General features: G+C 66.9%; 18 protein-coding genes and 2 tRNA genes. 10 read left to right on the top strand and 10 right to left on the bottom strand.

Going from position 1 to position 22,441, the window contains the following annotated elements:
- Both E3O44_RS03440 and E3O44_RS03435 read left to right on the top strand, forming a co-directional pair.
- Entirely contained in the window at positions 1 to 4,530 is a 4,530-nt protein-coding gene (locus E3O44_RS03440) for a hypothetical protein (RefSeq protein WP_134532473.1), read from the top strand.
- Entirely contained in the window at positions 4,530 to 6,302 is a 1,773-nt protein-coding gene (locus E3O44_RS03435; RefSeq protein ID WP_134532471.1) for a hypothetical protein, read from the top strand. Before E3O44_RS03440 ends, E3O44_RS03435 begins: the two co-directional genes overlap by 1 nt.
- Positions 6,303 to 6,333: 31 nt before the next feature.
- On the opposite strand, the gene E3O44_RS03430 is transcribed toward E3O44_RS03435, so the two are convergent.
- Complete coding sequence (locus E3O44_RS03430; RefSeq protein ID WP_134532469.1) at positions 6,334 to 6,792, bottom strand: MarR family winged helix-turn-helix transcriptional regulator; 459 nt, start codon at positions 6,790 to 6,792, stop codon at positions 6,334 to 6,336.
- Positions 6,793 to 6,952: 160 nt separating this feature from the next.
- On the opposite strand from E3O44_RS03430, the gene E3O44_RS03425 reads away from it, so the two are divergent.
- From E3O44_RS03425 to E3O44_RS03415, 3 genes are all read left to right on the top strand, one after another.
- Positions 6,953 to 7,768 (top strand): bacteriorhodopsin, encoded by an 816-nt coding sequence (locus tag E3O44_RS03425; protein WP_134532467.1) that lies wholly within the window; start codon positions 6,953 to 6,955, stop codon positions 7,766 to 7,768.
- 86 nt (positions 7,769 to 7,854) lie between these two features.
- Positions 7,855 to 9,330: an MFS transporter gene (locus E3O44_RS03420; RefSeq protein ID WP_134532465.1), complete on the top strand. Its 1,476-nt coding sequence runs from the start codon at positions 7,855 to 7,857 to the stop codon at positions 9,328 to 9,330.
- A gap of 13 nt (positions 9,331 to 9,343) precedes the next feature.
- On the top strand, positions 9,344 to 9,670 hold the full coding sequence (locus tag E3O44_RS03415; protein WP_134532463.1) for a DUF805 domain-containing protein: 327 nt from the start codon (positions 9,344 to 9,346) through the stop codon (positions 9,668 to 9,670).
- A gap of 23 nt (positions 9,671 to 9,693) precedes the next feature.
- Here E3O44_RS03415 and E3O44_RS03410 read toward each other — a convergent pair whose 3' ends face one another.
- The 9 genes from E3O44_RS03410 to E3O44_RS03370 form a co-directional block, all read right to left on the bottom strand.
- On the bottom strand, positions 9,694 to 10,143 hold the full coding sequence (locus E3O44_RS03410) for a universal stress protein (RefSeq protein ID WP_134532461.1): 450 nt from the start codon (positions 10,141 to 10,143) through the stop codon (positions 9,694 to 9,696).
- Positions 10,144 to 10,260: 117 nt separating this feature from the next.
- A complete protein-coding gene (locus E3O44_RS03405) occupies positions 10,261 to 11,268 on the bottom strand; it encodes a NosD domain-containing protein (RefSeq protein ID WP_166792521.1) in 1,008 nt (335 codons plus the stop codon).
- 380 nt (positions 11,269 to 11,648) lie between these two features.
- Positions 11,649 to 12,749 carry a right-handed parallel beta-helix repeat-containing protein gene (locus E3O44_RS03400; protein WP_134532457.1) on the bottom strand — a complete coding sequence of 367 codons (1,101 nt, stop codon included), beginning with the start codon at positions 12,747 to 12,749 and terminating at the stop codon, positions 11,649 to 11,651.
- Entirely contained in the window at positions 12,749 to 14,689 is a 1,941-nt protein-coding gene (locus E3O44_RS03395) for a right-handed parallel beta-helix repeat-containing protein (protein ID WP_134532455.1), read from the bottom strand. Before E3O44_RS03395 ends, E3O44_RS03400 begins: the two co-directional genes overlap by 1 nt.
- Before the next feature lie 62 nt (positions 14,690 to 14,751).
- Entirely contained in the window at positions 14,752 to 16,044 is a 1,293-nt protein-coding gene (locus E3O44_RS03390) for a glycosyltransferase (RefSeq protein WP_134532453.1), read from the bottom strand.
- Positions 16,045 to 16,242: 198 nt separating this feature from the next.
- Positions 16,243 to 16,941 carry a TetR/AcrR family transcriptional regulator gene (locus tag E3O44_RS03385; RefSeq protein ID WP_134532451.1) on the bottom strand — a complete coding sequence of 233 codons (699 nt, stop codon included), beginning with the start codon at positions 16,939 to 16,941 and terminating at the stop codon, positions 16,243 to 16,245.
- A complete protein-coding gene (locus E3O44_RS03380; protein WP_134532449.1) occupies positions 16,934 to 18,235 on the bottom strand; it encodes an ABC transporter permease in 1,302 nt (433 codons plus the stop codon). The genes E3O44_RS03385 and E3O44_RS03380 overlap by 8 nt, the downstream gene beginning before the upstream one ends.
- Positions 18,232 to 18,954 (bottom strand): ABC transporter ATP-binding protein, encoded by a 723-nt coding sequence (locus E3O44_RS03375; RefSeq protein WP_134532447.1) that lies wholly within the window; start codon positions 18,952 to 18,954, stop codon positions 18,232 to 18,234. Before E3O44_RS03375 ends, E3O44_RS03380 begins: the two co-directional genes overlap by 4 nt.
- 228 nt (positions 18,955 to 19,182) lie before the next feature.
- Entirely contained in the window at positions 19,183 to 19,821 is a 639-nt protein-coding gene (locus E3O44_RS03370) for an MBL fold metallo-hydrolase (protein WP_134532445.1), read from the bottom strand.
- 138 nt (positions 19,822 to 19,959) lie between these two features.
- Here E3O44_RS03370 and E3O44_RS03365 point away from each other — a divergent pair.
- The 5 genes from E3O44_RS03365 to E3O44_RS03350 all read left to right on the top strand — a co-directional run bounded on the left by E3O44_RS03365 (position 19,960) and on the right by E3O44_RS03350 (position 22,373).
- Positions 19,960 to 20,032: transfer RNA gene (locus tag E3O44_RS03365), tRNA-Glu, on the top strand.
- A 756-nt stretch (positions 20,033 to 20,788) separates the two neighbouring features.
- Positions 20,789 to 21,385: a dihydrofolate reductase family protein gene (locus E3O44_RS03360; protein WP_134532443.1), complete on the top strand. Its 597-nt coding sequence runs from the start codon at positions 20,789 to 20,791 to the stop codon at positions 21,383 to 21,385.
- Positions 21,386 to 21,402: 17 nt separating this feature from the next.
- Entirely contained in the window at positions 21,403 to 21,582 is a 180-nt protein-coding gene (locus tag E3O44_RS03355; protein ID WP_134532441.1) for a YciI family protein, read from the top strand.
- A gap of 164 nt (positions 21,583 to 21,746) precedes the next feature.
- A tRNA-Ser gene (locus E3O44_RS19115) sits at positions 21,747 to 21,811 on the top strand.
- 211 nt (positions 21,812 to 22,022) lie between these two features.
- On the top strand, positions 22,023 to 22,373 hold the full coding sequence (locus tag E3O44_RS03350) for a hypothetical protein (RefSeq protein ID WP_166792520.1): 351 nt from the start codon (positions 22,023 to 22,025) through the stop codon (positions 22,371 to 22,373).
- The last annotated feature ends 68 nt before the right edge of the window (positions 22,374 to 22,441 follow it).

The raw sequence follows: 22,441 nt of genomic DNA, 5'->3' as shown, positions 1-22,441 counted from the left end.
ATGCCCGTCGACACCCCAGCCGTCCTGGCCAGAGTTCGCGAGCGCATCGCCATCCTGGCCGAGCAGCGCCGAACGCTCATCCGTCGTCCGGCCGACCACCTTCGGCGCGGCGAGATCCTCACGCTCGACGACGACCTGCGCGCGATCATCGGCGGGCTGCGGGATCACCTCGACCCGTGTGATGCCTCTCCGGAGGTTCCCCTGGTGCTGCTGCCCGTCCGTATCGAGAGCAAGCTGACACCGGGCACGTCGACGCTTCGGGTGCGCATCTCGCCCGACGAGGCGCACATCGACAGCCTGCTGCGCTCGGTGACGGACGCCGAGGTCGCGGCCGGGGTGGCGTACTGGTCGGCCGTCTGGGTCGACGCCGCCGATGCGTTCGCCTGGCCCGCACTCACCGCGGCCGTCGGGGAACGTCGCGCCGGGTGGGTGGCCGAGGTCACGACGCCCACCAACCTCGCCACCCGAGGACAGGGTGCCCCGGTCTTCCCGGAATCACCGGAAGAGGTGGCCCACGGCACCGTGGCCCGCTGCCTTCCCGACCAGTTCGTGGTGCGGGTGTTTCCCAACGGAGCAGCACCGATTACGGTGACCGGTTCGCCGGTGGCGACCGACGTGCCGCTCTCGCCGATCGCGTTCGGCGACGACGAACTGAGCCAGGTGGCCGGCCTCACCGTGCCGCTCGGCTCGGAGTGGACAGTCGACTTCGATGCGGCAAAGAACGCGGGCCTGGGGGTGGAGGTGCAGCTGCCCGTCGGCACCACGCTCATCGACCGCATCGTGGTGGTCGGAACGCGCAACTCGGTCTCCGAGGAGGCCAACGCCGCCGACTTCGTCGACCTCCTCACCAGCCACAGGTTCACCGACGGCGTCTCGCTGCTGGCCCCCGGAACCGTCACCAACAATGCGGACGCCGAGCGCTCGCCGTATCACCCCGCCGCAAGCGCCGGTGGCCCGCAAGTGGAACCGCGCATGCCGTCGCGGGACGCGACTCGACTCGCGGCGGCCCTCGGCCTCGACGCTGCGTCCGTCGAACATCTCCTGCCAGCTGGACCGGTCTCGACCCAGGACGAGGCCCAGGCCGCCGCCAATACCGCACTTTGGTTCGCAACCTGGGAGCCTGTGCTCGAGCGTCTCGATGACCTCGCGATCCCCGCGGTCACCCCGGGAAGCATCGAGTCGGCCCGGCGCCTGCACCGTGACTACGTTCGCGGAGCGGGGGTGGCGCCGACGCTGCGCATCGGCGCCCAGCCCTACGGCGTGTTGCCGGTCGCGGATCTCGATGCCTGGAACCCGCGCTCCGGTGAGACCACGGCGCAGCTGGTGCCGCTCATCCGGCGCACGCTCTCCCGTTGGGCGAGCCGAGCGCCCGTCGTTCCCCATGTGCGTCCCGGCGGGCAGCTCGACGACCAGGACCTGCTCGACATGCTCGGCACCAGCCCGGTCGCCACGGGCGTGCGCGCCCGACCGGCGGTCGACGGCCCGCAGCTCGCGTCGTTCGCCGCTGCGACCGGAGCGGATCCCGCCCAACTGCTGGCTGAGGCTCGCCTGCGAACGGCCATCATGGCGCAGTTCTCCGTCGACGCCGCCAAGATCCTGCAGACTCCGGCGCCGCACGACGACTCCCGCACCATCGGCCTGCCCCTCGTTTCGGAGCGCGATGCCGATGTCGTGGCCGAGATCCTGGCCGGGACCACGCCGAAGGTCGACAGCGTGCTGCAGGCGCTGCTCGCCATCGCCTGGGACGGCGCCAAGCGACTGAGGTTCCGCGCCGCGCCCCAGGAGTTCGTCGGCCCGCTGGTCGATTTCGTGGAGCTCGACCCCGAGATCAGGAGGATCATCACGGTGGCGGCATCCGCCGACGCCGCCATCGACGACACCGCCCCCGAGCGCTTCTTCGCCGCCGCCGAGCGGGTCGCTTCCGTGCGGCACTTCGACGGACAGCCGACCGAGCGTGTGAGCATCGCCGCCTTCGAACCGGTCGCCGAGGCCCGCACCTCCCTGGCACAGGTGGCACTCGATCTCGGCGACACGCCGCAGGCGAAGTGGCTCGGCAGCAGCGCCATCACCGAACTGCTCTATGCCTTCGGAGTGGGCGGCGAGGTGCGAGCCGCCATGATCGCGCTTGCGGCGGCCCCGCTCGAGGAGCGCCGCATCGCCGTCGCCTCTGCTCTCGATCTGGCATCCCATCGAGTCGACGCGTGGGCGACGGGCGTCGCGACGGCACGCCAGGGCACCCTGGCGGCAACCGCCCCGGTCGGAATGACCATCGGCGCGTTCGGCTACGTCGAGCAGATCCGTCTCGGAACGGCCCGGAGCGATCCGGATGGCTGGATCCACGCGCCGAGCAGCTCGCACGCCGTCGCCGCCGGCGTGCTCGCGAGCGCGCACCGTTCCAACATCGGCGCACTGCCGGGGAAGCAACCGTTCGCCATCGACCTGTCGAGTCGGCGCGGCGTCGAACTCCGACGCGTGCTCGAAGGCGTCGCGGCCGGGCAGTCGATCGGCGCCCTGCTCGGGTACCAGATCGAACGCGGCCTCGCCGGGACCTCGGCGGCCCGGTTCCAGCTGAGCCTGCGGCAGATCGCGCCCGCCGCCACCGATCAGCTCGGCAACGACGAAGCGCAAGAGGTCGCGGCAGCCCGCGTCGCCGCCGCCGACGTCGTCGACGGTGCAGAACTGCTCCGGCTGTTCCCGCTCGATACGCTCACGGCGGCCGACCCGCCGCTGCGCGCCCGCCTCAGCCTGAAGCCCGACAACGCCTTCGTCGAGAATTGGGACCCCGTGTCGAACCCGGAGTGGGACCTCCTGGTCGCAGCCCTGCGCGGAGCCGCCGCCACCCTCGACGCCGTCTCGGATGCCCTTCTGAGCGAGAGCGTCCTGCAGTACTCGTCCGGCAACCCGTCGCGCGCCTCCGCGGCAATGGACGCCATGGCCAGTGGCGCCGCCGTCGACCCCGACCTCGGCATCCTGGGCGTGCGCCAGACCGGACGCATCCTCACCCACGGCGTGTTCGCGGCCATCCCGGCCGGTGCGACCGGTTGGTCGGCCACCCGCCCCCGCGCCCTCGCCGAACCGAGGCTGGAAGCGTGGGCGGCGCGCCGACTCGGTGATCCCGCCGACATCTCGGTGACCGACGCCCCCAACCGTCACACCCTCGCCGAGGCCGGCTGGGCCGCTCTCGACCTGGTCTTCGCGGACGACGCGGCTTCCCTCGACCGTGAGCTGCGTGCAGCCATACCCGCCCTGGGCGACTCTCCGCTCGCGGACGGACTGCTGCGCGTCGCCACTTTCGCCGGCAGCCTCCGCTCGCTCGCGGCCGGAGGAACCCCGCTCGGTCCCGACTCGCTCGTGCGCACCGGAGTCGCCCCGGAACGCCTGATCGACACCGACGAGTTGATCGCGCGTATCGGCGCCGTGCTCGACGCCCTCGCCGCCGCGCTCGCCTCCGGCCAGGCGGTCATCGCCGCCATCGACCCCGACAGCCTGGCCGTCGACGAGAATGCCGTGGCCGACGTGATCGACGCCGTGCGCGGGCTCGCGGCCTTCGGCGTTCCCTTGGTTCCGGATGCTGCGATTCCATCGAACGTCGCGTGGGCCGTCGGCGCGTGGCAGGCGGCGTTCGCGCGACTGGGGCAGGCCCGGGCGACACTCTCCGCCCTGAACGACCCGGCCCGCGACACCCCAGCCGCCCCGGGAGAGATCGTCGATGCCTGTCGCGCCGTCGCCGAGGGGATCCTCGGCGACGGTTTCCTGCTCCTGCCCCTGCTGACGAAGCCCGCCGGCACCGACTCGTTCCACGCCGCGATCACCACGCCGGCCATGAAGAAGCAGCCGGCGCATGCACACGTCAACGCCTTCGTGCGTGATCACGCCTCGGTCCAGGCCGGCGTCGGACGTCTCGCCGAGGCGCAGCTACTCGGTGGGGCCCTCGGCATCCCGATCCCGCTGCGCATCGTGCAGCTCACGGAACACGATGAGGCCACCGGAGTCCCGGCCGCGGGCACGGAGCGCTGGCTGGCCGGGCCTCTCCCCGACGACATCCCCTGGCCGGCGGCATCCGCGAGCCATCTCGTCGTCGAACTCGTCGGTGGCCATGACGACTTCGCCGGGGCGTTCGCCGGACTCGCGATCGACGGCTGGGCCGAGACGCTGCCGTTCCAACCCGACCCCCGGGCATTCGATCCGGCGGCGCCGGACAACCCGCTGCGGGCGGCCAGGGCCACCACCGGGCTCGCCGTGCACGCCAACCAGGCATCGGCGAGGGCGCCGCAGGTGCTGCTCTCCGCCGTCTCGCCTGACGGCACCCGGTGGACGACCGATTCCGTCGTGGCGACGGTGTTGGAGGCCGTGGAACTGGCCAAGGCCCGGCTGGTGACCTACGAGCACGCTCCGGGCGACGCCGCCATCCTGCCCGCTATCTACGTGGCGAGCCCGTGGCTGCAGGTCCGCACCGGGCTCCAGTTCACGGAATTGGCCACGGTGAAATGGGCCGGCGCCGGCATCCCGTTCCTGTCGGAGGTGAAGTGATGGCCGTCAAGATCCCCATCGACATGATGGTCAGCGCGGTGACCGACCAGAACCTGGCGGCGATCCTGAAGCTGCTGCAGGTCGCCGACCCACCGGCCATGGTGCGGCTCGAGCCCGACTCGGTCACCGGCGACCCGGCCCCCGGCGCCGAAGCGCGCATCGGCGATGCCGCGTGGATGCTCGGTCGGCAGTGGCAGTTCGGCGAGCTCACCGGCGAAGACGCCGGATCCGTCGTGTCGGTGAATGTGACGTCGAGCGCGCTGCCGATCACGGCCTGGGCCCCCCTGCCGGGCGACACGATCGACCTGGCCGACGCCGACTGGCGGCCCTGGCGCGAGGGCGCGCTTCTCGAGGAGCTCATCCAGGACGTGCCGGAGCTCGCGTTCGGCGACGGCCTGCGACAGCGCGCCGAGGCAGGAGCCCAGCTCGTGGACCTCCTGACCGACGCCGGCGAAGAGACGCTCGCACGCTCGCTCACGGGCCGGCATCCGCTCGCCCTCGACGACGACCCGAACGATCCACTCGGACTCGACGACCCGCAGGCCGCACGCCTCTTCGCTGTGCTCGGCGGCGCCGTTCCCGACGGGGGAACACTCGCCATCGAGCTGCGCGCCGGAGATCCCGGCTGGATCGACGAGGCGACGGATGCCGTAGCCGCGCGTTCGGCGATCGCCGAGTGGCTGGCCTGGCTGGACGGCGAGCCCGATTCCGGGGGCGCCTGGTCGACCGAACGCCTGGAGTACCGCTTCGCGCTGCGTTTCGGAGACCAGGCCAACGCCGTGTTCGCCAGGGGCACCCAGTTCGGCTCGGCATCCGTGCGCTGGAGCGACCTCGACTGGGTCGAGGGCGCCACCGCCGAACTGCCGGACGCGGCACCGAGCGGCACCCCCGTCGGCAGCGAGGCGACCATGCTCGCCACTCCGCTACGGTTCCCCGGCATGCCGGCCGACCGCTACTGGCAGCTCGAGGACGGCGCGGTCGACGTGGGCGCCATCGAGGCGCAGACGAACGACCTCGCGAGGCTCTGCCTTGCCGAATTCGCGCTGTCCTCTGGCGACGACTGGCTGGCCGTACCGGTCGACGGCCTGCTCGGAGCGGTCAACAGGGTCGGAACCGTCACCCTTACCGACGACTTCGGCGACGCGGTGACGGTTCCGGAGCTCGCCGATCCCGCATTCACCATGTTCGGCGTTTCGTCGGCGGCCGGGCGGATGCTCCCCGGCATCGTGTTGCCGCCCGTGGCCGTCGGCACACTCGTGGGCGAAGCCCTTGAAGACGTGCTGTTCCTGCGCGACGAGATGGCGAACATGGCCTGGGCCATCGAGAACTCGGTGCAGGGTCGAAGCGGCGACCCGCGGCGGCGCGCGAGCGAGCGGCCGCCCGTTCCCGATCCGTGGCCGGAGGGTCTCACCCAGGACGAGCGGGCATACCGGCTGCAATCACTCGTGCCCGCGCACTGGATCCCGCTGGCACCCGTTGCGCTGACGCCCGGCCAGGTATCACTGCGCAAGGCGGCACTGCTCCGCGACGGAGTTCCCGTCATCCCGAGCGGCATCACCCTGCGTCCGACACCCCTCACCTTCCCCGGAGAAGAACTGCCGAGGGAGGGCGTGCACCTGCGCGCCGTACCCGTGCTGGCGAGGCGGGCCGACGGGCGCTACGCGCGGTGGGCGGCGTATCGGGTGCGCACCGGTCGGGGAGAGGCCTCCAGCCGTCTCGCCTGGGACTCGGCACTCTCATTCACCGACATGACGCACCCGCCGACAGCGTAGGTTCCGGCCAGGCCTCAGCGCGGTCCAGGCCTCAGAGCTGTGCCGACCGGATCCGCACTTCAGCGGCCACAGATGCGAGCGCAGCGGTGAACGCCTCGAGCTGTGCAGCGTCCAGGCCCGAGGTGGAGGCCGACAGCATGTCGGTGAAATCGCGGTGGATCTCGCCCATGACGTCATGCCCGTGGGGAGTCAGCTCGAGATAGAGACTGCGGCGATCACCGGGGTGGTCGATTCGATGAAGCAGGTCGATCTCGACCAGGCGGCGGGAGATCGCCGTGACCGCTCCCGTTGTCATCCCGAGGTGGGTTGCGAGGTCTTTCGGAGTGATCGACCCCATCCGCGCGATCCGGAAGAGCGCACGGAGTTCGGTTCCTGACACGCCGGCACGCTCGGCGATGCGGTGGCGGTTACCGTCGAGGGCACTCACGAATTCGGTAGCGGCGGCCGGGAAGCCGCTGAGCGTATGCGGGTGCCGTTCCGAGTGGTCCATGTTTCCTCCGGCCTGCGCTGGAGCGAGCCTTGTGTCGTCACGACTGGTGCATCTGATCTTAGCGAAATCAGGCCAAAAAGATGTTGACGATTTAGCTTACTTAACATGTAATTGAAACACTAAGTTATCTCGGGAACGCTGACCTTCTACGGAGCACGCCATGATTCCAGATATCCTCTCGCACGGACAGTACGAGACCGTCTACAACTTCCTGTCGCTCGTCATCGCGTCGCAGCTCTTCACCGCCGTCTTCCTCGTGATCGCCCTGCCTCGCATCCTGCCGCGCTACCGGCAGGCCATCACGGTGGCCATCGTGGTCTGCGGCATCGCCGCCTACCACTACTTCCGCATCTTCGACTCGTTCAAGGCGGCGTTCGTGACCGATGCCGTCGGCGGAACGGGCGACTACTCCCAGGCCGTCGGCGCCGGGTTCAACGAGGGCTACCGCTACGTCGACTGGCTCCTCACCGTTCCGTTGCTCCTCGTCGAACTCGTCGCGGTACTCGCGCTCGCCCGGTCGGTCCAGTCGGCGCTGCTGCGGAGGCTCGTTCCCGCCGCTGCGCTCATGATCATCCTGGGCTATCCGGGGGAGATCAGCGGCGACAATGGCCTGCGCGGGCTGTTCGGCCTGCTGTCAACCATCCCGTTCGCCTACATCCTCTTCGTGCTCTTCGTCCAACTGAGCAAGTCGCTCGACCAGCAGCCGACCGGTGTTCGCAGGATCCTGAGCCAGCTGCGGTTCCTGCTCCTGCTCAGCTGGGGCGTCTACCCGATCGCATACCTGCTGCCGCTGCTCAATATCTCGGGAGCGGATGCCTGGGTCTTCAAACAGGTCGGCTATTCCGTCGCCGACATCCTCGCCAAGGCCGTCTACGCCGTGATCATCTACCAGGTCGCCCGAATCAAGTCCTTCGACGACGACCCCGCTTTCGCCCGAGACGAGCTTTCGCGGGACGAGGTCGCGACCCGCTCCTGACTCCGTACGCGGGACGGGTTGTGCGGTCGATGAGGGAGTGCGCGATAGAGTAATAGTTGATCCACATCAACCATTGGACATCTTCCGTGACGTCGTCTGCACTTTCCGTCCCGGTATCGGCCAACCTGGACGACACGATCGTGATGTCCCCGGTGCGGCGCAACGTGGCCATGATCGCCGTGCTGATGTCGATGCTGATGACGAACATCGACACCTCGATCGTCAACGTCGCGCTTCCCCAGCTGGCGCACGACCTCGCCGTGACTCCGGCGGATGCCGTCTGGGTCGCGACTGCGTTCCTGCTCGCGGTGTCCTGTTCCATACCTGCGATGACGGGCCTGGCCGACCAGATCGGGCGCAAGAGGATGTTCCTGATCGGCACCCCGGCGTTCACGGTCGCGTCGCTGGCGTGCGCCCTCTCGCCGACCTTCGGTGCGCTCGTGGCCGGACGGGTGCTTCAAGGCGTTGCCGCCGCGATGCTCTTCGCCGTCGCGATCCCGATCTACCGCCGCATCTTCCCGCCGGAGCGCCTGGGATTCGTGCTGGGCATGAACGCCATGGTCGTGGCCCTCGGCATCTGTGCAGGCCCCACCCTCGGCGGCCTCATCCTCGCTCAACTCGACTGGCCATGGCTGTTCCTGATCAACCTGCCGATCGGGGCTGTGTCGACCGTGCTCGGGATCGTGTTCCTCCCGAGCCGGCATCCCACCCGCGGCGGCTATGACCTTGCGGGGGCCCTCGCTGCGGCAGCCGCGATCGCGTGCTTCCTGCTGGGCATCCATCAGCTCACCGACACGTCGACGCTTTGGATCGCCGGGACCCTCCTGATCGGGTGCGGACTCCTGGCCACGGTATTCGTACTGATCGAACGGCGGGCTGCCCGGCCCGTTCTGCCGCCGAGCCTGTTCAACGGGCGTGTCACACTCGCAGTCCTCACTGCCTTCTGGTCGTTCTTCGGCCAGGGTGCCGCCTTCGTGGCTCTGCCGTTCCTCTTTCAGAGCGCCTATCACGCGAGCCCGCTCCAATCCGCCCTGCTGTTCACGCCCTGGCCGCTCATCATCATCATCGTGTCGCCGCTTTCCGGTCGACTTGCCGATAAATACCCCGGTGGGGCCCTCCCCGTGATCGGCCTGACGGTCTTCACTGTCGGACTGCTCGCCCTGTCCTTCCTCGGCGGCCAGCCGCCGCTCTGGCTCGTGCTCGCGAGCACCGGCCTGACCGGGCTCGGCTTCGCCATCTTCCAGCCGCCGAACAACCGGGACATGATGGCGGCGACTCCCATCCGGCACGCGAGTGCGATGGCGGGGGTGATGAACGTGAACCGGACCCTTGCCCAGTCGATGGGCGCCAGCGCCGTGAGCATCGCCCTGGTGCTGGTGGGTGCCTCATCCGTTTCGCCTGCCCTCGAAGCGCAGGGAGCCAACAACGCCCTGTTCCTGGCGGTCGCGGGATCCGCCGTCGCCGTGATCGTGAGCATCGTCAAGATGCGCCACCTCACGACCCGCATGCCGGAATCTGGGAGGATGAAAGGACGTCCGGTACCACCGGCATCCCTCTTCTGAGTCAGGAACCACCATGACGTTCGGCGAATCGATCTCGACCGTGTTCAGCAAGTACGGTCAGTTCACCGGAGTCGCCAGTCGCTCGGAGTACTGGTGGTGGGTCCTCTTCGTGACAATCGTCGACTTCGCGCTCAACGCCCTGGACTCGGCGATGAATCCGACCTCGGCTTTCGGATTGTTCTCCGCGCTCTGGATCGCCGTCATCGTGCTGCCGTTCCTCGCGGTCGCGGCCCGACGCCTGCGGGATTCGGGCCTCTCCTGGAAATGGCTCTGGTTCCTGTTGTTCCCGATCGTCGGCGTGATCATCCTCATCGTGCTGCTCTGCCGGCCGAGTCGATAGTCACCGAAGCCGGGATGCTGTCGTCATCGCTCGCGCTGGGGGGCGCGCTTCGACCTGACGATGAGAACGGGGCATGCGGCGTGGTGGACGAGCTGATTGGAGACCGATCCGACGAGGAGTCCCGTGAAGCCACCGTAGCCACGTGAACCGACGATGAGGAGGTCGGCGGTCTGTGCCGCCTCGAGGAGCACCGTGACGGCGCCGCCGCGCACGATTCGCCCGGTCGCGGTGAGGCCGGAATCGGCGGCGGTTGTGAGGGCATCCGCCTGGATGCGCTCGCAGACCTCCTTGAAGGAGTCTTCGGGAACGATGTCTCCGGGAGTTCCGGCCATGATCGGATAGGACCAGGTCGTGACGATGGTCAGGTCGGCGCCGCGCAGCTTCGCCTCGACGATCGCCCAGTCGAGGGCCGTCAGTGACGGGTCGGATCCGTCTACGCCCACCACAATGTGAAACGCTCCAGTGTCGCTCATGGGATTCGTCCGCTCTCTCGGCAGGACGGCTGGCCCTGTCAGGTCATCATGCGGCACTTGCGGCGTGCGGTCAAGGCGCTCGGAGAAAATGCCCTGACCGCACCGCCAATGTGAGTCCTACTGGCAGTCCTTGTTTGTGAGACCGCTGCCGGCACCTGAGGTCTTGCAGTGCACCACGTTGCCCGCGGTCTTCGAAGCGTTGTTGACCTCGTAGCCGGGGACGCCGCCGGTGACTGTGTTGGCGGCGAAATCGTTCCTGCCGCCCCAACCGGAGAGCACGGAGTGCACCTGGAACGCGTCCTCGAGGGTTGAGGACCCGGAGTTGCCCGAGACCGAATACCCATTGCCCTTCACGTCGACCCAGGAGTCGGCCGAGTTGTCGCCGGAGTAGCCGGAGTGGCGGAAGGTGTTGCCGGTGATGCGCCCGCCGGTCGTGCCTTCCTTGATGTCGATGCCCTCGGCAGCGTTGTCCTCGATGCGGTTGTTCTGGATCAGCACATTGTCCGACTTGTCCGGGGAGGACGAGGAACCCATGACGGAACTCCAGTTACTGTTCGCACTGCCGACGTAGACGCCTTCGCCGTAGCTCGCCGAGGTGAGGCCGGTGTCGTGCACGTAGGAGTTCTTCAGAACCACGTTCGTGCTGCTGTGGCGCACGTGCACCCCCTCCTGGCCGATGTGTCCGACGTCGACGCTCGAGATGACCGTGTAGTCGGAATCGTCGAGCACGATGCCCTTGGCCGCCTTGTCGACCCGGAATCCCGTGAGATTCCAGTGCCCTCCCGTGACGTGCAGGGCATAACCGGAACCGGTCGACCCGGTCGTGAGCACGGAGGCCCGCGAGCCGGTGAGGGTGATCGGCGCCGTCCCGGTTCCGACGGCCGAGGCCTCGAACTTGCCGGAGTAGGTGCCGTCCGCGAGGTGAATGGTGTCGCCGGGCTTTGCGGCGCCGAGCGCGGTCTTCAGCTGAGCGGATGTCGACACATTCGTCACCGTCGCGGCGTGCGCCGTTACGGGGGCGAGGACGACCCCCGCGAGCGCGACGGCGCCGGTCAGGAGGGCGGTGGCGGCCACGCGGCGCGAGGAGAGCCGCCGGTCGATGGGGGAGAGGGGGAGTGAACGCAACGGACGAGCGAATGAGTGGAGCACGAAATCAACTGCTTCCTGTGGAGTGAAACAGGAAGACTGCCTGACCGGTCGAACCTCGGGTGGACCACGAGGCCGACAACTCCCTGTCGGAGTGGAGAGGGCACCACAGAACGTCGTCGACGGCATGACGGTATGACCGCATGGATGGATCGACAGAATATGGCAAGTGACTTCGGCAGCACCCTGTAATAAGACAGGAGCCGAACCGGTCGCGTGCACGATGGCAGAGGCGGGGCGGGGATCAACAGCAGCCTGCAGATTACGGCAAGAATGCTGCCGGAAACTTGGAACGTTAGTTCACCCGACGATACACGTTCCTGAGGAAATCTCAAATGAATATTTGGTTTTCCCGAGGGTCAGCCGGCAGCGCAGCGAACATTCGAGGATCCCTCGCCGGCATCGGCGGAGGTGTTGCTGCACTCGACCACGTTGTCATTGGCCGGCTTGAGGGCGAACCCGTAGCCGGGGCCGTTCACCGTGGCCTGGTTGTTGCGGAAGATGTTGCCAATGCCCCAGCCGTCGAGGATCTGATGGGTCTGGAATCCGTCCATCGGTGAGTTGACGCCGGTGTTGCCGTCGATGATCCAGCCATTGCCCTTGACATCGACCCACGAATCGGCGCTCGTGATGCCCGAACCATCGAAGCTGTTCTGCTGGAGGAATCCGTTGCTCGTGCCCTCCTTGATGTCCACACTTTCCGCGGTCGTCGCCGAGATCCGGTTGCCGATGATCGTGTTCCGGTCGCTGCGGTCCGGCTCGCAGCCGCTCACGTCGCACCAGTTGCTCTCGGCCGTTCCGACGTAGATACCCTCGCCGAATTTCGGCCGGCGGAGCCCGGTGTCACTGATCTGGTTGTCTGCGACGCGGTTGTCGGTGCTGTTGTTGCGCAGGTGTACCGCCTCGTCGCCGATCTGGGACACCTGGAGGCCCTGGATGAGGGCGTTCCGGGTTTGGTCCGCCATGACGCCTTTCTGGCCGTTGCGCACGGCGAACCCGATCAGGTGCACGTAGGCGACGCGATCGAGGTGCAGCACGTAGCCGCCCTGTACACCGCCGCCGTCGAGGATGCTTCCGGCCGTGCCGCAGAGCGCGACCGGCGCATCGGCGGTGCCACCGGTGCGGAGAGTGAAGGTGCCCTGATAGACGCCGGGGGCCAGGCCGATCACGCTTCCGGGATTGACGGCGTCGAGGGCCGCCTGGAGCTCGCGCGCGGTCGTCACTGTCACCGTGAACGGCGGGCAGCCGGCCACGGTCTCGGGTGCAGGAGAAGCCGGCGAGGTGGACGGGGGCGTCGTGGGTTGCGTGAGGTTCTGGGTCTGGCCCGTGATGGCGACGATGACCATGATGGCGACGCTGACGACCGCAACTCCGAGGACGCCGGCGGTGAGCACCCACTGAAGGCGCGACGGCGTCCGGCGGCGCGCCGGGGCATCCGCCCGGTCTCCGGAATCGGGCATCAGGGGGCGCCGCCGACGGACTCGCGCGAGACGATGCCGCGTGAGAGCGATGTGAGCGGCACACGCTCGGCGTACGGATGCCGGATCGCGCCGAACTGGGGACCGCTGCGGGTGAGTGCCGTCACGAGGAGCAACAGCGCGAGCAACAGCCAGATCACGGTGAGCGGCTGGAACAGGGACCGGGCCAGCGTGAGGGCCGTCGTCGCGCGCTGCCAGCCGGAGAGGTTGTTGCCCGCGACGACTGCTCCGGACGAGGTCTCGTCCCACACCGGAACGGCGCCGGAGCCCGAAAGCGCGTTGCTGACGACCCGCACAGACGTGGCGTCCCCCACGAGGCTCACGGCGTGGTTGGAGACGGCCCGGATGGTGTTGTCGGTGACACTGGCACCGGCGTTTCGGACGTACACGCCGGTCTGGCTGCCGCTGATCGCGTTGTTGCGCACACTCGTGTCGGTCACCCGGTCCCGGATCGCGATCGACTGGCGGGCCTGGTCCTTCAGGGTATTGCCGGCCACGACGACGCCCGACGCCCCGTCATCGAGCACGATGCCCATGTCGTTGCGCGCGATGAGGCTCGAGTACACCCCAAGAGCCTGACCTCCGCTGAGTTCGATGCCGTACCTCCGGTTGTCTTCGACGGTGCTGCGGGTCACTGTACTCGAACCGAAGGATTCCACACCAGTGCCGATGGCGCTCGGACCGTCGGCCAGCGAACGGCCGTCGATCGACACGCCGTTGCGCCCGTTCTCCGTCGCCGTGATCTGGTCGAACATGATCCCCCAGCTCGACCTGGCCACCGTGAATCCGTCGACGCCGCTGTTGACGGCGCTCGTCCGGGTTACCGTCGTGTCGGACACGAACCGGTGGAAGACGAGGCCATCGACGAGGCTGTTCATGATCCGGGTGTCGGTGATGGTGACACCCGCGGCGTGAGTGACGAAAAGACCGAAGGCGTTGCCGTCGATCGTGACGTCCTGGAACCCGGCCGACAGAGTCGCCGCGGAGGGCCCGTTCGCGGCGGCGGATCCGGCGGGCGCACGCAGGAGTTGCGGGGGGAGCACGGGGGCGCCGGCGAGGGGGGCGCCGGCCAGCGGGCCGGCGGCGGCCGTGCCGGGGGCGCCGGCCGTGCCGGAAGCATCCGCCGTGACCGAGCCGTCGGCTCCGGACGTGTCCGTCCCGCTGGCATCCGTCCCGGAGAGTGCCAGCCCGCCCGTTTCCCCGCTCCAGAAGCCGAGGTTCGCAATGCGGGCGTGCCAGACCGAGACCGTGCCGTCGATCATCCGGAGATAGGCGCGACCGTCGGACGTATCGGTGTCGACCGCCCCGGTCCGGGTGTTCCAGCTTTCGATGGCCACGGGCGCCGTCGCCGTGCCGTTGATGAGGACGGAGCCGCCGAGTCCGATCACGGACACGAACGTGCTCGGGTCGCTGCGGAGCCGCAGTGTGAGTCCATCCGTGGCGGTCAGCGACAGGGTTGCGCCGGTCAGGACGACGATGTTCTCGGAGAGCAGGTAGCCGCCGTCCGCTTGCCGTACGAAGGTCGTCGGGGCGACGGTGAGCAGGTCGGACACGAGGTAGGGCTGCGCACGGGCCGGCAGGACGAGGGTCACGGAACTGCCCGTCGTGAGTCGATAGGGGCCCTGGAGCCCGGCGACACGCCACTGGGTGGATGCCGAGACGCTGCGGATATAGCTGAGCCTGGCCTTCTCCGTGTTCACCAGGGTCGTCTCGCGGGTCGGGTCGCCGGGATAGAGCACGCCCTGGACATTTCCGTTGCGCGCGATCTCGGCCCGCCCGAAAGCGCTTGTGGGGGAGTGGAACACTCCCGTTGCAATAAGGATGAGGGCTGCCGCGAGTACCCCGGCGAGGATGCCCGCGAGCGTGCCCAGCAGCACGATACGTGCGCCGGGAGGACGCCCGGACTTGTGGTGCCTGCTCACGGTCGCTTGCACTCTCGGCACCCGGGTGCGGGGGACCCGGACCGGCGCGACCCTGGTCCGTGTCACGGGGCCACCGCCGCTGGGGTGAGGGTGCGCGCGTCCTGGCCGTCACCGCCGATGGTGTCGTTGTGGCGGGTGAGCCAGCCCTGCCGGTTCATGGTGACGAGGGCATACGTCTTGATCGGGAGGGCGACGATGATGACGGCGAGGGCGAGCAACGGCAGGAGCAGCAGGTCCTTCGGGTGTCGGCGCAGGTGTGAGATTCCACGGATGCCGCGGCCGAGAAGCAGCCAGCCGATGGCTGCTGCGAACCCGACGACGCTCAACTCGAGGCGACTGAAGACCAGGTAGAACAGGGTGATGCCCATCGTGAGCGGGGTGAGCAGGATCTGGAGCACGGTCACCTTTGTGATGAACGGTACCCGCCAGAGCCAGCCCCTGGCCATGGCGGTGAGGTAGCACCGGTAGGAGTTGCGGCTCCAGCGCACGCGTTGCTTGACGAAGGCCCGGAAGCCGGTCGGGAACATCGACAGGGCGCGTGCGGATGCCTGGTGCACGGTTTTGTAGCCGGAGGCGAGCACGAGCCACGTCAGGCGGCCGTCGTCTCCGGAGATGCAGCGTCGGCCCAGGAAGAACTCGTTCTCGAGGTGGTCGAGCACGGGCAGGACCGCCGCCCGCCGATACACCGCCGTCCGCCCGGAAACGCAGGGCACGGCCCCTGCCCGCCCCATGGCGGGCACGTAGTCGAGGTAACGCAGGTCGACCAGCCAGTCTGCGATCCGTCGCCAGACACTCGTGCCGCTCTGGTACACGTTCTGGCGGGTACCGACCGCTCCGACCAGGGGGTCCTCGAAGGGCATCTGTACGTTTCTGAGCAGGTCCGGTTCCCACCACGTGTCCGAGTCCGTGAGAACGAGGAGGGTGTGCCTCGCCTCCCGGATCCCCGCCCCGAGCGCCGACCTCTTGCCCACATGATGGAAGAGGATCGGTCTGACGCGTGGATCGCCGATCCGGACGATGCGTTCGTAGGTGTCGACATCCGCGACGTCGAGCACGATCAGGATCTCGTTGGGGTTCTGGGCCCGCCAGGTATCGAGGCAACTCAACAGGATCTCGGGGTCCTCATGGAACGAGGGCACGATCACGGAGGTCGACGTTCGGAAGTCTGTGACGATCGCTGGGGCCCGATGCGACAGGATGAACCGGTACAGCCAGAGCCCCCAGACGATGGTTCCCGCAATGGCCAGGGGAAAATAGGAAACCACGACCCCCGCGTCGTGCACAACCGCACTCGCGATGGCGCCCCAGTCCAACGCGTAGCCGGGGTCAGCGGACACTGTCGATTCTGGGGGCATAGGGATCGGGTTCCTTGTGCTCGATTGTGCTGGTCAGCGGCGCCATTGAGCTGACTCGTCGAAGGTGTGCAGCGATTCAGTTCCGGGGTTCCGGCCGTACTCGCGAGTACGGCGTCAGGTCCCTACTGAACCAAAGTAGACAATTCCTCACGTTTTGCAACCGCAGTGTGTGGATACACAGGGATCTCAGCAGGTGGGCTAGTCGCTCCGCGGTTCGCGGGCATCCGTCGTGAACGGATTGACCCCGGTAATGCGTTCGACGAGGCCGATGGCGTGACGCAGGATGGCGCGGGGATCGGCAGAGTCGTCGGATTCCGAGGCCTTGCGCATCGCGAACCGGAGAACGCTGACCGCCAGCCCGACGACCATGTGCGCTTCGTCGAGGATGTCCGGCGTGGTCGCCGCCGTGCGCCCGCGGGTGGCGAAACGAAGGAGCACGATCTCCGCAAGCCGGTCCTCGAGTTCGGCAAGGCGGGTGATCTCACTCGTGAAGAGTTCTGGTGTGTTCTCGATGAGCGTGCGCCTGGCCCGGAGAAGCTCCCGGTCGGGCTCGCTCGCGTCGATCGCGGACTCGATCATCAGGACGAGTTCGGCGAGCACCGATCCGCCGGCGCCCGCGACGAACGTCTCCACGGCTTCCTCGGTCGGGATGGGCGCGGATGCCCCGAGGAAGGCGGCATCCTTCGTCGAAAAGTAGTTGAAGAAGGTGCGTGGAGAGACCTGGGCGGCCTCGCAGATCATCTCGACGGTGACGTGGTGGTAGCCATGTTCGCTGGCCTGGCCGATGGCGGCCGCTTCGAGCGCGGCCTGGGTGGCTGCGCGCTTGCGAGCGCGCAGCCCGTCGTCCTGCCCGGCGTCGGAGGGGGCGGTGTGCGTGGTCCCCGCCCCGTTACTCATACCGAAGGGCGTCGATGGGATTCTGTCGTGCGGCGGCCCTGGCCGGAAGGGTACCGGCGAGGAACGCGATGAGCATCACCACGCCGACGATGATGGCGATCGAAGCCGGTGCGAACTGCACGACCTGGAGGCCGGGCAGTGCAGAGAAGATCCCGTTCGCGAGGAGATTGCTGATGAGCGAGCCGACACCGATCGCGGCGACGACGCCGAGCGCGCTGCCGAGGAAGCCGATGAAGACCGCCTCCATGCTGAACAGGGCATAGACCCGGCCGCCGTTCATGCCCATGGCCTTCATCAGTCCGATCTCGCGGGTGCGTTCCTGCACGCTCATCAGCAGGGTGTTGACGATGCCGAACCCGGCGGCGATCAGGGCGATCACGGCGAAGGCGTTGAGCACGCCGATGATGACGTTGATCACGGTCTCGAAGGCGCCGATCGTGTCTGCGACGGTCTGGGACGAATATCCTTGTGCGCTGAGGTCGGCCTTGATCGTGGAGATCTCAGCCTTCGTCGCCGAGGCGTCGAAGTGCGCGACGGCGGTGGCATAGCCTGCGGAAACTCCGGCCGGCTCTCCGGTGATCGCGACGGTGTGCAGGTGGGCGACGAGGCTCCGGTTGAGGGCGGCACCGCTGCCGAGCAGCGTCTCGTTCTGCACGCCGACGACGGTGGCCGTGACGGTCTGCTGGGTTCCGGTGTAGTCGGTGATGCCGATGCTGACCGGCGTGCCGACGGCGGCCTGGGCGTTCGCGTAGCCGAGGTTCTTCAGGTACGTCGTCGGCAGGAGGAGCTGGTCGCTCGAACTGCTGTTGTCGAGTTGCGTTCCAGCGGCGAGGTCTGCCGTCGTGATGGTGCCGGTCTGGCTGACCGTGAGCTCGAACTTTCCGTTGTCGGCATATTCGACGTAGTCCGGCGAGACCCGCACGGCGGGGTCGACGCTCAGGATGCCGGCGGTCGCCTTGATCTTCGCGAGGTCGGCCGCGGTCAGGGCCTGGATGGTCGAGCCGGGGCGAGATCCGTTGCCGAGGCTCACGGTCGTGGACTTGCTTGGGTCGTAGGCGGCCGGTCCGTCGCTGGCCGTGGCCGTCGCATCCGCTGCCTTGGTGATGGTGAGCACGTCGGCGGCACCGATCGCCGAGACCTGACCGTTGATGTATGCGGTCACTCCGGTGCCGATGCCGCTCGTGATCGTGAGCGTGAAGGCTCCGATGAAGATGGCGATGACGGTGAGGCCGGTGCGGAGCTTGTTGCGGAAGCTGTTCTGGATGGCGGAGCGGACGATGTCGAGGAACTTCACGAGTGGGCTCCGCCTCTCTTGTGGGTTCCGGTTGGCGAGTCGGCTGTCTCTTCGAGGCCGTCGCGGATGAAGATCTGGCGGTCGCAGCGGGCGGCGAGCTCCGTGTCGTGGGTCACGATGATGAGCGTGATGCCGTTCTCCTTGTTGAGCTTGAAGAGGATGTCTTCCACGACCGTTCCGGTGGCGGAGTCGAGGTTTCCGGTCGGCTCGTCGGCGAAGATGACCTTGGGGTTGTTTACGAGGGCGCGCGCGATCACCGCGCGCTGCTTCTGCCCGCCGGAGAGGTTCTTCGCCTTGTTCTTGGCCTTGTCGGCCAGTTCGAGCTGTTCGAGTGCAGCCATGCCGCGGGCTTTGCGTTCCTTGGCCCCGACGCCGGCGATCGTGAGGGGGAGGACGACGTTCTCGAGCACGGTCGCGTTCGCGGTGAGGAAGAACTGCTGGAACACGAAACCGAAGTCCTGGTTGCGCAGCCGGTTGAGTTCCTTCGCCTTGAGCTTCTTGGCGTCGGTGCCTTCGACGAGGAGGACGCCGGAGTCCGGATCGTCGAGGAGCGCGAGAAGGTGCATGAGCGTCGACTTTCCCGAGCCGCTCTTTCCGACGATGGCTACGGACTCGCCGGCCTGGATGTCGAGGGAGACGCCTTTGAGCGCATCAAAGCGGTTGGCTCCGCTGCCATAGGACTTGCCGATGACCTGCGCGGACAAAACGGGAACACTCATGCGGGCTTTCCTTCGTTGGGTGACTGGAGCGCTTCGCTCGACCCGCGGAAGCCGTACCGGCCAGCGGATGCTGGCGATAACGGTGCGCAGACAATAAATTCACAGTAGTTGCACATTCACGGCGCTCGCTGGGAGAGGACTGGGAACCAGCCGACGTTTACATCCCAGTCATCCCAGCGTACGACGCGCATTTCGGGTGCCGCACCGGCGGATGCCGGACTGCCCGGTTCAGAGGTCGAGGGACTCGTTCGGTTCGAGGACGAAGAACTCGCCGCCGGCCTGTTCGGTCGCTGCGGCGATGCGCAGATTGGAGAGGTCCTTGCCCGCCCTCGACAGCAGCATTTCGTGGGTCGGAAAGGTGCGGCGCGGCTTCACGGCGAGCACATAGTCGATCACTTCACTGATCTTCAACCAGGGTGCGCCGGCCGGAACGGCGAGCGTGTCGACAGCCACCCCTGCCGGGACCGTGAAGGCGTCGCCGGCGTAATACAGCCGGTCGTTGACGAGGACGCCGACGTTGTCGATCACGGGGATCGACGAGTGGATGACGGCGTGCGTGCTTCCGAAGAAGCGCAGGGTGAACTCGCCGACCGTGACGGTGTCGCCCTCATGGACGACCTCGACGGGGTAGCCCTGTGCTGCGGCGGCAACCCCGGCCGGACCTAAGATCCGCACGTCGGGGCTGAGGGCGATGATGCGGTCGAGTTGTTCGGGAGTCCAGTGGTCGGGATGCTCGTGGGTGATGACGATGGCATCCGCCCTCGCCGTGTCAGTCAATGCCGTCGTGTACGAACCCGGATCGATGAAGAGTTTGCGTCCCGCTACCTCGACGATCAGGGCCGCGTGCTCGAGCTTGGTCAGTTTCATGTCGGGTCCGTTCTCTCGGGTGTCTGGACCGAGCTAATACCCAGATGACTGCGTGATGCAAGCCGAGGACGTGCCGTGTCGTCCGCTCGGTTTGGAGCGGACCCGATCCGTGTGGCATACTCGGTAAGTTGCAAAAACGGCCCCATCGTTTAGCGGCCTAGGACATCGCCCTCTCACGGCGGTAACGCGGGTTCGAATCCCGCTGGGGTCACAATTGCCCGGTTCCCTTGAAAATAAAGGGAACCGGGCGTTCTTGTTTAAGCGCCCCAGAGTGCTCGTTTTCGGGTTCGGCAACATCCGATTTCGCGACCTGACTTTCGCGAGCGGTCTATGCCTGGCGAGCCCATGTCTCACGAGACGGAACAGGTTCCCACTTCCAGGCCGCGGGAGCCCCGGCATCGACCGTCTTGTAGATCGGAGCTCCGCGGATACAAAGTCCCCAGAATTTGACTTGACCGCAGTCAGCGCAATCCAAGAAGCTCACTATCGTGTACCTCAATTCGGATCGAGCAAGGTCGATCATGTCTGCCAACGGGACATCTCCCCGGAGGTACCGCATGCGACCCTCGGCAACCCGATCCGCTAATTCAGCGGTCGTGCCGAGAACGTCAACGTTGTGCGGTGGAGGTCCGGCGGTATGTCTCAATGCCGATTCACAGGTGTCGCACGTTGCGTTCATCCCTCCACCCTAAGCAGCCCCGGTCGTGCACAGAAGTTGATCCCCTTCTCGGAACCCCAATGGGCCGTTCAGAGTTCGAGAGTCCCGCAAGCCGTTCCCTTCTGATACAGCTTCGGCGCGCTCCCCTCGAGTTTTTCGAGTACATTCACCTGGATCGAGGCGGAGCCGACGCTTCCCATCAAGATTGGTACTTCCGGAGAATTCCAAGCAGAACTGTCGAATTGGATCGGACGCATTCGTTGCAGTAGTGAGGCCGCCCACCAGGGGTGGCGCGAAGGGAGTAGCACCATGAAACTCACCATCAGCCTGCAAGTCACCCTGGATGGCGTCGCTCAGGCGAACGGCGGGAACAACGAGGAGATGGACCCCGGATTCACTCGCGGCGGCTGGGCGCGTGCGTTCGGTGATACGGATGCCGCGCAATACATCCTCGATACCTGGCGGCGCCCGGATGCGTTCTTGCTTGGCCGAAGGACATTCGGCCTGTTCGAGACGTACTGGGGCACCCGAAGCAACGATGGTGGGTTCGGGGAGGCGATCAGCTCGAAGCCGAAGTACGTGGTCTCGAACACCCTGACCAATCCGGCCTGGGAGCACACGACGGTGATCTCGGGTGACGTCGCCGCCGAGATTCGCGAGCTCACGGCCCAGCCGACTGGTGAGCTCCTCGTGGTCGGGAGTGCGGCGCTCGCCCGCTGGCTCCTCGAGAACGAACTTGTGGATGAGTTGAACCTCGTCCAGTTCCCGGTGATCGTCGGGCAGGGCGAGCGGCTCTTCCCGCAGAACGGCTTGGACTTCGGACTGCACTTGGAGGATTCGGTGGTGTTCGGCACCGGTATCGTTGCGCTCACCTACCGCGTGGGCGGCCGCCCCGTGTACGCCTGAGCGAGAGGGCCGACACTATGCAGTACTTGATCAATGTCATCGACGACCGAAGCGAGTCCGGCACCGTGGAGGAGGCGGCCGCGATCGACGCGTTCAACGAGAAGCTGGTCGCCGGCGGGCACTGGGTGTTCGCGGCCGGCCTGGCCGACCCGTCGGCGTCGACCGTCATCGATGGCCGCGGAGACGATCCGGTGTGAGCGCTCACTGCGGGTCGCAGAGCAAGGTTGAAAAATGGGCGCGAAATGGGCGCACAGCCAAAATGGCAAAATTTTGGCAACACTCTTTTGAGAACAACGTGGACCAAGCCGAATCTCTATGATCATGAAGACGCCAATGATCAGGCATTTGAATTTTTACTTTTGGCATGAAGGCGGCAAGAATCGCCCTCTCACGGCGGTAACGCGGGTTCGAATCCCGCTGGGGTCACAATTGCCCGGTTCCCGTGAAAATAAGGGGAACCGGGCCTTCTTGTTTAAGCGCCCGAGAAGGCCCGTTTTCGGGTTTTGGCAACATCTCGGCAGCATCCGATTTACGGGCCATCTGATCGAGAGCCGTCGCAATACTGTCCGGTGCCACCAGTGCAGCACGGGCGCGCAAGGTCCTTGTGCCCGACGGGGAACGAGTCCAGCGTGGACGCATGAGACGAATTACGTTCGGTGGCGCCTCGTTCTTGACGGCAGATCTAATCGGTGACGCGCTCGTTGCCCTCTTGGTCGTCCTCAACGTCAAGAACAGCGCCGCGGTCGCGCGCATCCCGGTCGTGCTCATCGACGGCACGAGCGTAACTGCGACATTGCTCCTCGCACCGGCCAGCCCTTTCATGTCCATTCCAGAAGAGTCAGCGTGGCCTGAACCCGATGCGTCGGAAACCGTCACGCACCTCGCGAATCTCGAAGTGCTGGCTTCCGCTCCGAGCCAGACCGAGTACCTGGAAACGATCGCAGTCCCGGACTACGAATGGAGTGACCCGGACCTGAACGATCTCTGACGATGCCGAATTGGGTGCCCGAACGCAAACGGTCTGTCTCCCTGAGGTAGCCAACGGATATCGGGATC

This window comes from Cryobacterium algoricola, assembly GCF_004402485.1.
GTDB lineage: Bacteria > Actinomycetota > Actinomycetes > Actinomycetales > Microbacteriaceae > Cryobacterium > Cryobacterium algoricola.
This window is presented reverse-complemented; position numbering and strand designations above follow the sequence as displayed.